Raw genomic sequence first — 14,288 nt, 5'->3', positions numbered from 1 at the left:
TCCTAAAGTGGCAGTTCGGCGGTGACGACGGTCGGGCCGCCTTCCGGGCTGGTCACGGTGAAGTGGCCGTCCAGCGCGGCCACCCGGCGGGCCAGGCCGGACAGGCCGCTCCCGCGCTCGTCGGCGCCGCCGATCCCGTTGTCAGTGATCCGCACGAGCACCATGTTCTCGTGGCCGCCGACTTCGATCGTGACGAGGTCGGCGTGTGAATGCTTGGCCGCGTTGGTGACCGCCTCGGACGCCACGAAGTACGCCGCCGTTTCCAGCTGCGCGGGCAACCGGCCCTCCAGCGTGAAGGTCAGCTTCACAGGAATCCCGGCGCGTTCGGCCACCCCGGCGAGCACTTCGGCCAGGCCCAGGTTGTCCAGCACGGTCGGATAGACGCGCCACGCCACGTCCCGCAGGTCGTTGAGGATCTGCTGGGCCTCGTCGTGTGCCTGGGCCAGCAGGTCGTCGCGGTCGGCCACCGCCCGGCGCCGGGTCCGGCCCAGCAGCATGGCCAGCGCGACGAGCCGCTGCTGGACGCCGTCGTGCAGGTCCCGTTCGATCCGGCGGCGTTCCGCGTCGACCGCGTCGATCACCCCGGCCCGGCTGGTGGCCAGTTCGGTGATCCGGCGCCGCAGCAGCTCCTGCTCACTCGGCCCCAGGTAGCGCAGGGCCAGGGTCCGTTCCAGCCTGGCCACGCCGAGCAGTCCCTGGAGACTGCCGTACAGCAGGACGAGGCCAAGCGGGACGACCATCGCCAGACCCGACGGGTGCATGGCCCCCGTCACCAGCTGCATCACGGCCAGACCGGCGACAACGACGCCGTACGCCTGCAACGCCAGCGTCCCGCCGCCGAGCACGCCGCCTACCAGTGCCCTCAGCGCGAGGTACTTCACCGCGCTGCGGTCGTCGTAGTCGGACGAGCTCTCGACGCCGTGCCACCGCGCCAACCTGCGGCGTTCCACTTCCGTCAGCGCCCTGGCCCATTTGCGTGGCCACCTGATCGCGACGTACAGGACCTCGACGACGGCCAGGCACGCACCCAGCATCAGACCGACGACCAACCGCACCCAACGCTGGACCATCAGATCGGCAGCAACCGCGTGATCAGCTCGGACAGCTGGTGCACGGTCCGGCACTCGTGCATCTCGACGACACCGGCGTATTCGTGCGCGAGGGAGTCCCCGGTCGACCACAACCGTCGCGGTTCCGGATTGAGCCAGTATGCGCGCCGGGCATTCCCGACGATCCGGCGCAGCGCGGCGAGGTTCGGGTCGCCGCCGTTGTTGCGGCCGTCGCCGAGGATCAGCACCGAGGTCCGCGGCCCGATCGCGTCGAGGTACTCGTCGGCGAACACCTGCAGCGCGTGCGTGTAGTCGCTGTGGCCGTCCCAGCGGATCAGCCTGGCTTCCTGGTGGATCCGGGTGGCCAGCCCGGCCGGGTCCTCGGCACCGGCCTTCACCAGGTGCGTGACCTCGTCGGTGGTCTCCACGAACGCGAACGCCCTGACCTTGCTGAACTGGTCGCGCAGCGCCTGGGTGAGCAGCAGCGTGAAGTTGGCGAACCCGGCCACCGACCCGGACATGTCGCACAGCAGCACCAACTCCGGACGGCCAGGCCGGTGATGCCGGTAGGCAGGCTTGACGGGCACGCCACCGTAGGCGATCGATCTGCGCAACGTGCGGCGCACGTCGATCTCGCCGCGTCGTGCCCGGCGCCGCCGTGCGGCCAATCGGGTGGCAAGTTTTCGGGACAGCGGATAGATCGCGCGACGCATATCCGCGAGCTGCGCACGGCCCGCGGTGAGGAAATCGGCCCGGTCCGACGGAGGCGCCACCGCGTTGCGGGCCACCGACTCCCGGCCGCGCAGTTCGGCGGTCCGCCGCCGGGCCTCGGTCTCGACCATCCGCCGGAACCCGGCGATCTGCCTGCGGACCTCGTCCCGGCGCACGTCCGCGAGGAACCCGGGATCGTCGGCCCGCAGCGCGGCCAACACCCTGACCAGCAACGTCTCCGGCCGCAGTCGCTGCAAGGCCTGATACGCCGACCACCCGCCCGCGCCCTGCGTGCCCTCGCCGAACCGCCCGAACGCCTCGATCGCGGCCTGCGCGACCGCCGCCTGTTGCTGGGCGGAGCCGCCGGCCAGAGCCTGGACGAGCTGTTCGCGCAACGACTCCAGATCCCCTGGCTCGTCCGTTGGGCCACCCACCGCACCGGGGAAGTACAAGTCGAAGACCTGGTCGAACACCGTCCGCTGGCCGGAGCGGCGCAGCAACGCCGCCGCCAGTCCCTCCCGGACCCGCTCGCGGTCGTCCATGCCGAGCACGGCCAGCACCCGGGCCGCGTCGACCGTCTCGCCCGGACCGGCGAGGATCGAGTGTTCCCGCAGTGCCTCGACGAAGGAGACGAGACGCTCCGGCACGCTCATCCGAAGACCTTCAGGTCAGCGACCGCGCGCTTGCGGTCGGCCTCGTACTTCAGCACGACCCCGAGCGTGGTGTGCACGATCGACTCGTCCAGCTGGTCCGCGCCGAGCGCCAGCAACGTGCGGGCCCAGTCGATCGTCTCCGCGATCGACGGTGACTTGCGCAGCTCCAGCGCCCGCAGCGCGCCGATCACCCGGACCAGGGATGCGGCCAGGGTTTCGGAGACCTCCGGCACCTGCATCCGCACGATCTCCAGCTCGCGGCCGGCTTCCGGGAAGTCGATGTGCAGGAACAGGCAACGGCGCTTCAACGCCTCGGACAGCTCGCGGGTGGCGTTGGACGTGAGCACCACGAACGGCTTGCGGGTCGCGGTGATCGTGCCCAGCTCGGGCACGGTGATCTGGAAGTCGCCGAGGACCTCCAGCAGCAGGCCCTCCATCTCGACGTCGGCCTTGTCGGTCTCGTCGATCAGCAGCACCGTCGGCTCGGCGTTGCGAATGGCCGTCAGTAATGGCCGGGCGAGCAGGAACTCCTCGGTGAAGATGTCCGCGCGGGCCTCGTGCCAGCCTTCGTCACGCCCGGCGGTGATCCGCAGCAGCTGCTTGGCGTGGTTCCACTCGTACAGCGCGCGGGCCTCGTCGATGCCCTCGTAGCACTGCAGACGCACCAGCTGCGACCCGGTCGCCTGGGCCACCGCGCGCGCCAGCTCGGTCTTGCCGACGCCCGCGGGCCCTTCCACCAGCAGCGGCTTGCCGAGCCGGTCGGCGAGGAACACGGTGGTCGCGATGGCGGTCGACGTCAGATAGCCGGCGCCGGCCAGCCGCTGGGCGACCTCGTCCACAGAGTCGAACAACACCGGCTTCCTCCCGAGTGAGCGCTTGCTCACGAGATTAACCGGTCAGTCAGCCCTGAACGGAGAGCAGCACCTGGCCCTTGTCGTCGCGCACCTCGATGCGGGCGACGTCAGCGGGCTGGAACGTCGTGCCCCCGGTGAGCTTGAGCGGCTCGTTGCGGCCACCCGGCGGGACGATCCAGTTCGTCACGGTCTCCGTCTCGCCGCGTGTGGACACAGCCACCAGCTCGCACTTACGCGGCCCGACCGCGCCGCGCAGCTCGATGGAGATCTGCGTGCCCCAGTCCTGCGACAACATGGTGACGTTGGCGTCCATCTCGCCGCCGACCCCGTTGAGCACCTGCGCGTCGCTTGTCGTCGGTGGCGTCTCGATCCTGACGTTCACCGGCGGACTGGCGATCGGCTCCGGCGACTCGTCGCTGGTCAGCAGGATCGTCACCAGCGGCGCGGCGACGATCAGGACCGCGGCCGCGGCGGCGGCGAACCACTGCCTGCGACGGCGCTGGTGGCGCGATTTGGTGGCCTCTTCCAGCAACGACGACAACACCTGCGGACCGGGCACGGGCACCAGCAGCGCGGGTGCGTCGTGCTTGACCTTGTCCAGCAGGTCAGGCACATCCTGCAGCTCGACCAAGTCCAGCTGACACCTCGGGCAGTCGAGCAGATGCTCCTCGAACGCCGCGTTGTCGGGCTCGTCGAGCGCGCCGAGAATGTACGCGGCTATGTCGACGTGCCCCGACGCGTGGACCATTCCCGACTTCACCCCCGATCGCGCAGCGCGCGCCTCAGTGCGCGGACCGCGTGGTACAGCCTCGACTTGACCGTACCCGGAGGAACGCCCAGTGTCTCGGCGACATCATTAACCGTGCGGTCACGTAGGTAGGTCTGCATGATCGCTTCGCGTTGTTCGTCGGACAACACCCGCAACGCGTCGTACACGACCATCGCACTGAGCGTGCGGTCCGACTCGTCGGGCACGCCCACCGAGTTGGCGTCCGGTTCCTCGACCTCCTGCGGCCTGGCCTTCCGGCTGCGCCTGCCGTCGATGACGATCCGACGGGCGACCGTGTACAGCCAGGCGCGCAGCATGTCCGGGCTGCGGTCCAGCTTCTCGGCGTTACGCCAAGCCCTGATCAGGGTTTCCTGGACGACGTCCTCCGCCCAGTGCCGGTCGTTGCCGGTCAGCTTGAGGGCGAACGCCATCAAGGGCGTGCCGAAGTCCCGGTACAGCGCGGTGGCCAGGTCTTCTTCGGTATGCCCGTGACGGCGCAACTCATCACCCAGGAGGGCTCTTGCGGAATGGCTGTGGCGTCCCACGGTGACATCCTGGTGTGGCGGCCGTTGTCCGTCCAGTGCCAAATCGTTGCGGAATTTTTGTTTGAACCGCCCGGCTGCCCCCTCCGTATCCATCGGTGAAGGCGTAAACCAGGTGCCCCGCCAGGACGCACCAGTGGGCCCGCTATGGCACCCTGCCGTGTCCATAGTGGACCCAGCACGGCCTTTTCCAGCAACGTCGCTTATCGCGTCCGTCCATCGCGGACGCCCGGAGAGACAAGGAAGGACGCCGTGAAACGATCCCTCGCGTCGTTGGTGCTCCTGCTGATCACCCTGTTCACAGCGAGCCAGACCGTCGCGTCCGCGCAGCAGCCGGGAACGGCGCCGCTGACCGACATCGACTGCGAACTGCTCGTCAAGGTGAAGCTGGCCGGTCTGTGGGAGATGCCCGCGGGCGACATGGCGCAGGAGCGGTCCGCCGACCCGAAGGTGCAGGAGGTCGGCCGCACCCTGAAGTCCGACCACGCCATGCTCGACCAGGCAGTGGACGAGCTGGCGGCGCCGTACGCGTGCCCGTTGCCCAACCAGCCCAACGATGCCCAGAAGAGCTGGCTCACCGAGATGGCCACGTCGACCGGAGCCCAGTTTGACTCCGTCTGGGCGATGCGCCTGCGCTCCGCGCACGGGATGATCTTCCCGCTGATCGCCCAGGTTCGGGCAGGGACAACAGATCCGAAGATCCGCGAGTTCGCGACGACGGCCAACACGGTCGTGATGAAGCACATGACGATCCTGGAGAGCACGAACAACGTGGACTACGCCAACCTGGCCGACGCCACGCCGTTGAAGTTGTCCTCGGACGCCGAGGGAACGGACATGGTCGTGGCGGTCACGTTGGTGCCCTTGCTGGTGGCGCTGACGGTGTTCCTGCTGTGGCTCGCCGCGGGCCGCAACCGCCGTCGTCGTGCGCAGGAGTCAGCCGTCCGGCGCGTCGATGACGACGACGATGACAACGACCGCGGCCGCCGCGGTGGCGGTGGCGGTGGCGGTGGTGGTGGCAAGCGAAGCCGGTTGTTCGTGGACAAGGAACTCGCACGGTGATCGACAGTCTGGCCGATACGGTCGTTCTCGCAGTTGGTGGCCCCAGAGACGAGGGCCTGCGCGGTGTCGCCGCGGTCGCGGCTCGTGCCTCGTACGCCTTGATGTGCCTGACGATCTGCTGGGGCGTGCTCACCAAGACCGGCTGGGCACGCAGGTTCGGCGAGCGCAAGACCTTGCGTTCCGGGCACATGGTCCTCGCCACGCTGACGATCACCTTCGGCATCGTGCACGCCATGGGGTTCCTGTTCCTCGCCGAGGGCGCGTTCACGTTCGCGCAGATCTCGGTGCCTTTCGGGGACGGCGTGTTCTTCCGCTACGCCATCGCGATCGTCGGCCTGGAACTGATGCTCGCCATCGCGTTCACCGCGGGCCTGTACCGCTGGACTTCCTACCGTCGCTGGCAATGGGTGCACCGGATGGCCTACGCGGCCTTCGGCCTTCTGGTCGTGCACTCGATCCTCGCGGCGGCGGCCAACGGGCACCTCTCGGTGTTGTGGCTCGCCGGACTGACCTTGCTGATCCCGGCCGTCACCCTCTCGATCCTGCGGTTCATTCCCACCCGGATGCTCGTGCAGATCGGTCTGGTGGAGGAACAGGTATGAGAGGCCGACGGCTTCGGGTCAAAGTGGACAACGACCGCTGCGAGCGGTACGCGATCTGCCAGATGGAGGCGCCGGACCTGTTTGAACTGAGCCCCGACGGGCGGCTTTTCTACACGAAGAGACCGGAAGAGGATCAGGTCGAGCAGGCGGCGGCCGCTGCGCGTTGCTGCCCCATGCAGGCCATCAAGGTGGACAGGGTTTAGATGACCGACTTCGAACGCATCGTCATCGTCGGCGCGGGGGTGGCCGGCTTACGGGCCGCGGAACGCCTGCGCGAGCTCGACTACGACGGTGAGCTGGTGATCATCGGTGACGAACCGCGGTGGCCGTACCACCGCCCGTTGGTGTCGAAGGACCTGCTGGCCGGCAGCGACCGCCCGGCCGACCTGACCCTGCAGCGGCACATCGACACCGGTGCCCGCTGGCGCCTGGGGACCCGCGCGGAACGGCTCGAGACACAGCGCAAAGTCGTGCACCTGCCCGGCGGTGAGGAGATCAAGTACGACGGGCTGATCATCGCGACCGGTGTGGAGCCCCGGCACCTCAAGGGTGTTCCCCGGCACAGCCCGCGGGTGCACACACTGCGCACAGTGGACGAGGCGTTGGCGGTCAAGAAGACCATCCACCGCAGCGACCTGCCGATCGTGGTGCTCGGCACCGGCTACATCGGCTGTGACGTCGCCGCGAGCGCCCGCAAGATGGGCCGGGACGTGACCATGGTCGGCCGGTCCCGCTTCCCGTTGCGCAACCTCGGCAACGACGTCGCCGCCGCCGTGGACAACCTGCACCGCAAGCACCGCGCGCGGATGGCGATGGGCACCGACATCCGCAACTGGATCTGTGCGGACGACTCCGTCGCGATGCACACCACCGACGGCCAGTTGCTGGTCGCGGGCGCGGTGATCATGGCGGTCGGGTCGATCCCCGCGGTCGAGTGGATGCGCGGATCCGGGCTGATCCTCGAGGACGGCGTGCTGTGCGAGTCCACTTTGTTCGCCGCGGGCGCGCAGGACGTCGTGGTCGCGGGTGACTGCGGCCGGTGGCCCAACCTGCGGTTCGACGACACGCCGCGGCGCGTGGAGCACTGGATCAACGCTGTCGAGATGGGACGGCACGCGGCCGAGAACTTGTTGCTGGGCCGGGAAAAGGCCACACCGTTCATGCCGATCCCACGGGTGTGGTCCGGTCAGTACGGTGTGCGGCTGCAGATCGCCGGTATCCCGTCGCTCGGCACGGACACCGTGAAGCTGGCCGACGGTGCCGCCGGAACACCCGGCATCACCGGGTACGTGCGCAACGGCAAGCTGGTCGGCGTGTGCGGCTGGGACGCGCCGCGCGCGATGATCAAGTGGACCGAGAAGCTGCACGAGGAACTGCCGGTTCCCACCGAGACCAAGGGCCGCCGCCCGGTCATCCCGGCGCCGTCGAAGCCACCGGTGACCGAGCCGGTCGCCGCGCAGTCGGCGCTGCGGCCACCGGCACCGCCCGTACGGCAGAACACCCTGGCCGAGATGCCGACCCAGGTCCCCGCCCCGCAGGTGCCCGCGCTGGCCGGGGCCGGACGTCCCCAGGCTTCGGCACAGATCTCGGCGCCGATGCCGGTGCCCGCCGGGCCGCCGGTGGTCCGGCCACCAGCGCCGGCCGGGCCGCCGGTGATGGGCACCACAGGCCGGAACATGCAGCCGGTGCCGCCTCCGGCCAACTCGGGCAGGCGCCCGATGCCCGCCATGCCGCGTGCCGCGGCTCCGATGAACTCGGGTCCGGCGCCGTCCATGCGTGGCATGACACCGGTCGAGCGGCCGTCGATGCGCGGGATGCCGCCGGTGGAACCGCCGTCGATGCGTGGCATGGCTCCGGCGGAGCCGCCGTCCAGGCGGGGCATGCCGCCGGTCGAACCACAGTCTCGGCGTGGGATGCCGCCGGTCGAGCGGCCGTCGATGCGCGGGATGCCGCCGGTGGAACCGCCGTCCCGGCGCGGGATGGCTCCGGTGGAACCGCCGTCGAGGCGGGGCATGCCGCCAGTGGAGCAGCCGTCCGGCCGGCACGCCAAGCCGGAGCTGCCGATGCTCGGCAGGGACCCGGGGCCGATGACCGAGCCGGTGCCGCCGGTGCGCTCGGAGCCGCTCCTGCCGCCGACCACGGCCCTGCCGATCCTGTCGGCGCCGAACCTGTCGCTGTCGAACCTGTCCGTCCCGAACATCGAGGTGCCGGACACCCCGGCGGACGCGATGCGGCCCGCGCCGCCGCCTTCGCGGCAACGCCGGGCCGGACGGCCGGAACGCGACCGCAAGCCGCTTCCGCCCGTTCCGCCGATGCCCGCCGACCAGCACCCGTCGTTCCCCACCATGCGGCCGGTGGCGCGGCCGAGCGACGACCAGATGATGGACCACCCGTCGTTCCCCGCGATGCGTCCTGTTCAACGGCCGCCGATGCCGTTGATGGAGCACCCGTCGTTCCCGAACATGCAGCCCGTCGCGCGACCGGGCGTGGAACACCCCTCGTTCCCGAACATGCGGCCGGTCGCGCGGCCCGGCATGGAACACCCGTCATTCCCGTCGATGCAACCCGTCGCACGGCCTGGCGCGGAAGACAGCCGCTTCCCCGCGGGAGAAGCGGTCCGAGGGTTCGGCTAGAGACACGGCTGGCCGAGCACTGCCGCGGCGGCCGGGCCCTCGGCCGTCGCGGCGCGCCCCCTCGTTGGCGAGCAACCCGACCGCTCGCTCGCGAGGGGGCTCTTTTTTCGCGCCAGGGGTCTCAGTCGAGCAGGCCGCGCCGGTACGCCTCGCCGACCGCCGCCGCCCGGTCGCGCACGTCGAGCTTGGCGTAGATGTGCAGCAGGTGCGTCTTGATGCTCGCCTCGCTGATGAACAACTTCGACGCCGCCTCACGGTTCGTGGCGCCCGCGGCGACGAGCTTCAGCACTTCGAGTTCCCGAGGACTGAGCGTGCCGCGTTGCGGCTTGCGCACCTGGCCGATCAGCCGGTTGGCCACCGACGGCGACAACACCGACTGGCCCTGGTGCGCCGCGCGGACCGCCTTCAGCAGTTCGTCCGTGGTCGCGTCCTTGAGCAGGTAGCCGGTCGCGCCCGCTTCGATCGCGGGCAGCACGTCGCTGTCGGTGTCGAACGTGGTCAGCACCAGAACCCGGGTGCCCGGCGCGGTTTCCCGCAGCCTGCGGATCGCACGGACACCGTCCAGTTCGGGCATCCGCAGGTCCATCAGGACCACGTTGGCGTCGTGCGCGGCCACCATATCGATGGCCTCACGGCCGTTGCCCGCCTCGCCGACCACCTCGATGTCCGGTTCCCCGGTGAACGTGGCGCGCAGGCCGTCCCGGACGACCGGGTGGTCGTCGACGATCAGCAACCTGATCACGGTGCACCTTCCGCCCTGATCGCGGGGACGCTCGCGCCGATCGCGGTGCCCTCGCCCGGCCTGCTTTCGATCTCCAGCGTGCCACCCACCCCCAGCAGCCGCTGACGCATGGTCCCCAGACCGTATCCGCCGTCCTCGCCCGGGCCGGTCGCGCCGGGGTCGAACCCGGCGCCGTCGTCCCGGACGTCCAGCAGGACCACGTCGTCCGAATAGGACAATGTGATACCCGCCCTGGCGGCGCTCGCGTGGTTGGCGATGTTGGCCAGTGCCTCCTGCACGACGCGGAACAGTGCCACCTCGATGCCCGGGATCATCGGCTCCGGCGTGCCGGTCGTCTCCACCCGGACCGGCACGCCCGAGGCCTGGCTCCAGTTCCGCGCCAGCTCCTCGATCGCCTCAGGCAGCCGGGACTTCTCCAGCTGCGCCGGCCGCAACGCCTGGACCGACCGGCGCGCCTCGGACAGGCCGCGCTCCGCCATCAACCGCACCTGGTCCATGTGGTGCTGCCACTGCTCGGGCTGTTCCCGAACGCGGTTGGCCGCGTGCAACTGCCTGATCAACGCGGCCAGTTCCTGCGCCAAGGTGTCGTGGATCTCGCGAGCCATCCGCTGGCGTTCGTCCAGCACCCCGGCTTCCCTGGCCTGCACGAGCAGCTGGGCGTGCAGGCCCGCGTTCTCCTCCATCGCGCTGGCCAGGCGCCGGTTGGCCTCGGTGAGCTGGCTGATGGCCTTCTCCCGCCGTTCGCTCTCCAGTCCGGCGACCCACCCCGCGAAGATCACCGGACCGGCTACTCCCACCATGACCACGAACGGCGAACTCTGCAGCGCGCCGCTCTGCACCACGAAGGTGGAGACCGCGTTGCTCGTCACCGCGAACACCGCCCACCGCGCCGGGAAGATCGCGAACGCGTACGGGAAACCGATCCACACGTACGCGGTGAACGCGTCACTGCTGGCGATCAGGCCGACGTTGAGGGCCAGCAGGCCCAAGTAGGCGACCACCGCCCAGGCGCGCTGCCGTGGCCAGACCGGCCACCACCGCACGATCGCCCCCAGCCAGACCGCGGCCGCCACGCCGAGCACGAGCGTCAGCTCCGGTCGTGGCGTGATCTCCGGCTGGATCATCGCCCACGTGACGGCGAACAGCAGGGCCGCGTAGGCGAGCCCGGTGTAGATCCACTTCGCCTTGTGGGGCTTGCCGTCCTCGGTGATCTGCAGCATCACCCTCATTCCCACCTGAAGAGCCTGGCGGCGGCCAGACCGGCGACGATCGTGTACCCGCCGAGCACGGCGAGGTGCAGCGGCTCCGGCATGGTGCCACCCCAGCTGGCCCGAAGCGACTGCATGAACGCGCCGAGCGGGGTGAAGTCGCCGATCCGCACCAGGAACGGCGGCAGGGTCTCGGCGGGCATGAACACTCCGCCGAACACCAGGCTGACGAAGAACAACCCCACACCCACCCCGGTCGCGACCCGTGCGCTCGGCGCGACGGCGGCGACGAGCAGGCCGACGGCGAACAGCGCCGCACATCCCAGGAGGAACGCCGCGACGAAGCCGCCGAAGTTCTGCGGCAAGGTGAACCGGAAACCGAGGTGGCCCACCAGGACGACCAACACGGCGGCGGCGACCGCCAGACCGATGCTGATCAGCAGTTGTGCGGTGAGCAGCCGCGCCGGGCGCATCGGTGTCGTCGACATCCGGCGCAGGATGCCCTTCTCGCGGTAGCTGGCCAGCGTCGTCGGCGTCACGTTGAGCGCCAGCTGCGCCAGGCCCAACGCCAGCGCCATGGCCGGGAAGTACGTCATGATCGGATCTGTGCCGCTGCCCGGCTGGGCGATGAGGCCGAACACCACGACGATCGCGACGGGCAGGCCGATGGTCGCGATGGTGGCCCCGGGATCTCGCAGGAACAGTTTGAACTCGGTGAAAGTGAGGGTGCCGGTCCCGGACATGGATTCTCCTAATGAAGCCGTGCTTAATAAACGACGGGCATTCCGGAAGTGCAAACGACGAACAGAAAACCCACCGCGGATGATCGGATGGTGGTGTCAGAACCGCTTGCCGGTGAGCGCCACGAAGGCGTCGTCCAAGCTGGCCTGGTCGACCCGGAGGCCGGCCGCGACGATCTGGTGGCGGGCCAGCACCGCCGTCACGGCGTAGAGCAGGTCGCCCGTGCCGGTCACCTCGATGTGGTCGCCGTTTTGCGCCACCTCGCTGACCTCGGGAATCGGCGTCAGCAGGCCCTTGTCGAACGGCCCGGTGACGCGGAACCGGATCCGCTGGCGACTGTCCATCTGCGACACCAGTCCACCTGGCGTGTCGATGGCCACGACGGCTCCGTCGTCGATGACGGCGAGCCGGTCGCACAGCCGCTCGGCTTCCTCCATGAAGTGGGTGACGAGCACGACCGTCACGCCGGTCTGCCGCAGCCGCTCGATCAGCTGCCACGTTTCGCGGCGTGCCTGCGGGTCGAGGCCGGTGGTCAGTTCGTCCAAGAACACCACCCGCGGCCTGCCGACGAGCGCGAGCATGATGAACAGCCGCTGCTTCTGGCCGCCGGACAGCTTGCCGTACGGGGTGGCGCGTTTCTCCGACATGCCCCACTCGTCGATGAGGCGTTCCCAGTCGGCCGGGTCCGGGTAGAACGACGCGTAGAGGTGCAGCGCCTCCCACACCTTCAGCCGTTCCGGCAGCTGGCTTTCCTGCAACTGCACGCCGACCTGGGAGTTGAGCTCGTCCTTGTCGCGCCGCGGGTCCAGGCCCAGCACGCGGATCGTGCCGCCGTCGGGGGCCCGCAGCCCGGCCACGCATTCGACCGTGGTGGTCTTGCCCGCGCCGTTGGGGCCGAGAATGCCGAAGATCTCACCCTCGGCCACGGCGAAGGACACGTCCCGTACCGCGATCTTGTCGCGGTACCTCTTGTGCAGGTTGGACACCTCGATGACTGACATGCCACGCAGCATGCGTCGTGCAGGGCTGTTTCCGGATCGCCTCACCAGCCATCTTCCCGGCGGATACGGCCATCAGCCGATCGGTCGATAGGCCCCGATCCGCTTGCGCAGCCGGTAGAGCGCCGAATGCGCGCCCTGCGTCGTGGTGCCGAGCTCCCGCGCGATCTCGCTGTGCGGCATCCCGTCGGCGAGCATGTCGACCAGCTCGCGGTCGCGGCGCGGCAGCGCCAGCAGCCGGACCGCCAGCCAGCGGGCTTCCGCCTTGTCACAGGCGAATTCGGCGGGGTCCTCCGCGGACGGCGGCACCAGCCTCGGGTGGTTGGCCATCCGGGTGGCCACCGTGCGGCGCCTGGCCTCGTCCGCGCACAGCCGGGTGACCGTGGAGACCAGGAACTGTTCCAGCCTGTTCATGTCCAGGTCGTCGAATTCGGCCCCGCGGATCAGGGCTTCGTTGACGATGTCATCGGGGTCCACCGGTGCCGCGCAACGCCGGGCGGCGATCCGGACCAACGTGGGCCGGATCCTGATGCACTCCTGCCAGTAGTCGTCGGTACGCGTGCGTGCGTCCGGGACCGGCATTACCACACCCCCGATCGGCCCGCCACGTCCCAGCGCAGGGGCCGTCTCGATGTCGATAGTTGTTATTTGAACATATTTCTTCCGTGTTTCGATGGAAGCATCTACCCCGTGACACGGACCCGGGAGGGCCATTCGGCCCGTGTCCCATGTGGTGAGAATCTCAACGTCATATCAGACGTTTCACTGTAACGGCGGTACGGTGCCGACTAACTTCCGCCATTCGAGTGAACCTCGGTCAGATCAGGCGAGTCCAAACGAAATACCTAGCGTGGGAGACGTTGCGACTCGGTCCGGATCCGGTGAGGTTGAATTCTTTTGCGGTTATTTCGATCGACAGAATTCCGTCACCGCGGAGTCGAGGCGTAGTACCTCACGGGGTTGTACCGCACAGGACCCCCGGTGCTGACGGCACCGGCGGTCGGGCGACGCGGGGCAGGGCCGCGTCGCCCGGCCGGGCGCGGGTGCGTCGCGCGGCACGTCTGATCGTGCTGCGCGGCGCACCGACTAGCTCCCGGCTGAAACCGTGACAACCAGCGTCTTCATCGTCGACGATCACGAACTGGTCCGGCGGGGCTTGGCCTCGCTGCTCGCCGACGAAACCGACATGCGCGTGGTCGGCCAGGTGGGCACCGTGGTCGAGGCCCTGGCCCAGGTCCCCGAGCAGTTGCCGGACGTGGCCGTTCTGGACGTCCGCCTCCCTGACGGCGACGGCGTCCAACTGTGCCGGGATCTGCAGCTGCGTTGCCCCGAGGTGCGGTGCCTGATGCTGACGCCGTTCGTCGATCCCGAGACCATGACCGCCGCGATCAAGGCGGGCGCGGCCGGCGTGGTGGCCAAACACGTCGCCGGGGCCGAGCTGACCAGCGCGATCCGGATCGTCGGAGCGGGCGGGCGGCTGTCCGAGGAGCCGCCCGGGGAACAGACCCACGACCCGCTGCACGCGCTGACCCGCCGGGAACGGTCGGTGTTGCGGCTGATCGGCGAGGGCCTGACGAACCGGCAGATCGCCGAGCGGCTCAACCTGGCCGAGAAGACCGTGAAGAACTACGTCTCCAGCGTGCTCGGCAAGCTCGGCCTGCGCAGGCGCACCCAGGCCGCCGTGCTGGCCGCGGAATTGCGCCACCGGCTCTGAGCTGGGCCTT

At 69.5% G+C, this 14,288-nt stretch carries 15 protein-coding genes; 5 read left to right on the top strand and 10 right to left on the bottom strand.

Annotation, left to right across the window (positions count from 1 at the left end):
• Positions 1-2: 2 nt before the first annotated feature.
• The 5 genes from GC106_RS17405 to GC106_RS17385 are packed head-to-tail and all read right to left on the bottom strand — an operon-like array spanning position 3 to position 4,536.
• Entirely contained in the window at positions 3-1,070 is a 1,068-nt protein-coding gene (locus GC106_RS17405; RefSeq protein ID WP_173131335.1) for a sensor histidine kinase, read from the bottom strand.
• Positions 1,070-2,413 carry a vWA domain-containing protein gene (locus GC106_RS17400; RefSeq protein ID WP_173131332.1) on the bottom strand — a complete coding sequence of 448 codons (1,344 nt, stop codon included), beginning with the start codon at positions 2,411-2,413 and terminating at the stop codon, positions 1,070-1,072. Before GC106_RS17400 ends, GC106_RS17405 begins: the two co-directional genes overlap by 1 nt.
• Positions 2,410-3,264, bottom strand: a complete 855-nt coding sequence (locus tag GC106_RS17395) for an AAA family ATPase (RefSeq protein WP_217280643.1) — start codon at positions 3,262-3,264, stop codon at positions 2,410-2,412. Before GC106_RS17395 ends, GC106_RS17400 begins: the two co-directional genes overlap by 4 nt.
• Before the next feature lie 49 nt (positions 3,265-3,313).
• The gene (locus GC106_RS17390) at positions 3,314-4,015 is read right to left on the bottom strand and encodes an anti-sigma factor family protein (RefSeq protein WP_173131327.1); all 702 of its coding nucleotides are present in this window, start codon (positions 4,013-4,015) and stop codon (positions 3,314-3,316) included.
• Positions 4,016-4,023: 8 nt separating this feature from the next.
• Positions 4,024-4,536, bottom strand: coding sequence for a sigma-70 family RNA polymerase sigma factor (locus tag GC106_RS17385; RefSeq protein WP_246365954.1), 513 nt, complete (start codon positions 4,534-4,536; stop codon positions 4,024-4,026).
• Positions 4,537-4,830: 294 nt separating this feature from the next.
• Here GC106_RS17385 and GC106_RS17380 point away from each other — a divergent pair, with 294 nt between their 5' ends.
• From GC106_RS17380 to GC106_RS47845, 4 genes are read left to right on the top strand one after another with little or no spacing between them, the layout of a single operon-like run.
• Positions 4,831-5,640 (top strand): DUF4142 domain-containing protein, encoded by an 810-nt coding sequence (locus GC106_RS17380; RefSeq protein WP_173131324.1) that lies wholly within the window; start codon positions 4,831-4,833, stop codon positions 5,638-5,640.
• Positions 5,637-6,242: a ferric reductase-like transmembrane domain-containing protein gene (locus GC106_RS17375; protein ID WP_312872705.1), complete on the top strand. Its 606-nt coding sequence runs from the start codon at positions 5,637-5,639 to the stop codon at positions 6,240-6,242. The genes GC106_RS17380 and GC106_RS17375 overlap by 4 nt, the downstream gene beginning before the upstream one ends.
• A complete protein-coding gene (locus GC106_RS17370) occupies positions 6,239-6,445 on the top strand; it encodes a ferredoxin (protein ID WP_042182990.1) in 207 nt (68 codons plus the stop codon). The genes GC106_RS17375 and GC106_RS17370 overlap by 4 nt, the downstream gene beginning before the upstream one ends.
• Complete coding sequence (locus GC106_RS47845) at positions 6,446-8,875, top strand: NAD(P)/FAD-dependent oxidoreductase (protein WP_173131322.1); 2,430 nt, start codon at positions 6,446-6,448, stop codon at positions 8,873-8,875.
• Positions 8,876-8,996: 121 nt separating this feature from the next.
• Here GC106_RS47845 and GC106_RS17360 read toward each other — a convergent pair whose 3' ends face one another.
• The 5 genes from GC106_RS17360 to GC106_RS17340 all read right to left on the bottom strand — a co-directional run bounded on the left by GC106_RS17360 (position 8,997) and on the right by GC106_RS17340 (position 13,146).
• Complete coding sequence (locus GC106_RS17360) at positions 8,997-9,617, bottom strand: response regulator (protein WP_173131319.1); 621 nt, start codon at positions 9,615-9,617, stop codon at positions 8,997-8,999.
• The gene (locus GC106_RS17355) at positions 9,614-10,846 is read right to left on the bottom strand and encodes a sensor histidine kinase (protein WP_246366105.1); all 1,233 of its coding nucleotides are present in this window, start codon (positions 10,844-10,846) and stop codon (positions 9,614-9,616) included. The genes GC106_RS17360 and GC106_RS17355 overlap by 4 nt, the downstream gene beginning before the upstream one ends.
• On the bottom strand, positions 10,843-11,568 hold the full coding sequence (locus GC106_RS17350) for an ABC transporter permease (RefSeq protein ID WP_173131314.1): 726 nt from the start codon (positions 11,566-11,568) through the stop codon (positions 10,843-10,845). Before GC106_RS17350 ends, GC106_RS17355 begins: the two co-directional genes overlap by 4 nt.
• A 96-nt stretch (positions 11,569-11,664) precedes the next feature.
• On the bottom strand, positions 11,665-12,567 hold the full coding sequence (locus tag GC106_RS17345) for an ABC transporter ATP-binding protein (protein WP_173131312.1): 903 nt from the start codon (positions 12,565-12,567) through the stop codon (positions 11,665-11,667).
• A 72-nt stretch (positions 12,568-12,639) separates the two neighbouring features.
• Positions 12,640-13,146 carry an RNA polymerase sigma factor gene (locus tag GC106_RS17340; RefSeq protein WP_173131310.1) on the bottom strand — a complete coding sequence of 169 codons (507 nt, stop codon included), beginning with the start codon at positions 13,144-13,146 and terminating at the stop codon, positions 12,640-12,642.
• A 523-nt stretch (positions 13,147-13,669) separates the two neighbouring features.
• Here GC106_RS17340 and GC106_RS17335 point away from each other — a divergent pair.
• On the top strand, positions 13,670-14,278 hold the full coding sequence (locus GC106_RS17335; RefSeq protein WP_173131308.1) for a response regulator transcription factor: 609 nt from the start codon (positions 13,670-13,672) through the stop codon (positions 14,276-14,278).
• Positions 14,279-14,288: the final 10 nt, after the last annotated feature.

The organism is Kibdelosporangium persicum, from assembly GCF_013280595.1.
GTDB lineage: Bacteria > Actinomycetota > Actinomycetes > Mycobacteriales > Pseudonocardiaceae > Kibdelosporangium > Kibdelosporangium persicum.
The sequence above is the reverse complement of the archived record's forward strand: the minus strand, read 5'-3'. Positions and strand labels throughout refer to the sequence as shown.

Coding starts and splice junctions, on each gene's coding strand:
- GC106_RS17390 (WP_173131327.1), bottom strand. CDS start 4,015: ATGGTCCACGCGTCGGGGCACGTCGACATAGCCGCGTACATTCTCGGC.
- GC106_RS17345 (WP_173131312.1), bottom strand. CDS start 12,567: ATGTCAGTCATCGAGGTGTCCAACCTGCACAAGAGGTACCGCGACAAG.
- GC106_RS47845 (WP_173131322.1), top strand. CDS start 6,446: ATGACCGACTTCGAACGCATCGTCATCGTCGGCGCGGGGGTGGCCGGC.
- GC106_RS17340 (WP_173131310.1), bottom strand. CDS start 13,146: ATGCCGGTCCCGGACGCACGCACGCGTACCGACGACTACTGGCAGGAG.
- GC106_RS17350 (WP_173131314.1), bottom strand. CDS start 11,568: ATGTCCGGGACCGGCACCCTCACTTTCACCGAGTTCAAACTGTTCCTG.
- GC106_RS17355 (WP_246366105.1), bottom strand. CDS start 10,846: ATGAGGGTGATGCTGCAGATCACCGAGGACGGCAAGCCCCACAAGGCG.
- GC106_RS17370 (WP_042182990.1), top strand. CDS start 6,239: ATGAGAGGCCGACGGCTTCGGGTCAAAGTGGACAACGACCGCTGCGAG.
- GC106_RS17405 (WP_173131335.1), bottom strand. CDS start 1,070: ATGGTCCAGCGTTGGGTGCGGTTGGTCGTCGGTCTGATGCTGGGTGCG.
- GC106_RS17400 (WP_173131332.1), bottom strand. CDS start 2,413: ATGAGCGTGCCGGAGCGTCTCGTCTCCTTCGTCGAGGCACTGCGGGAA.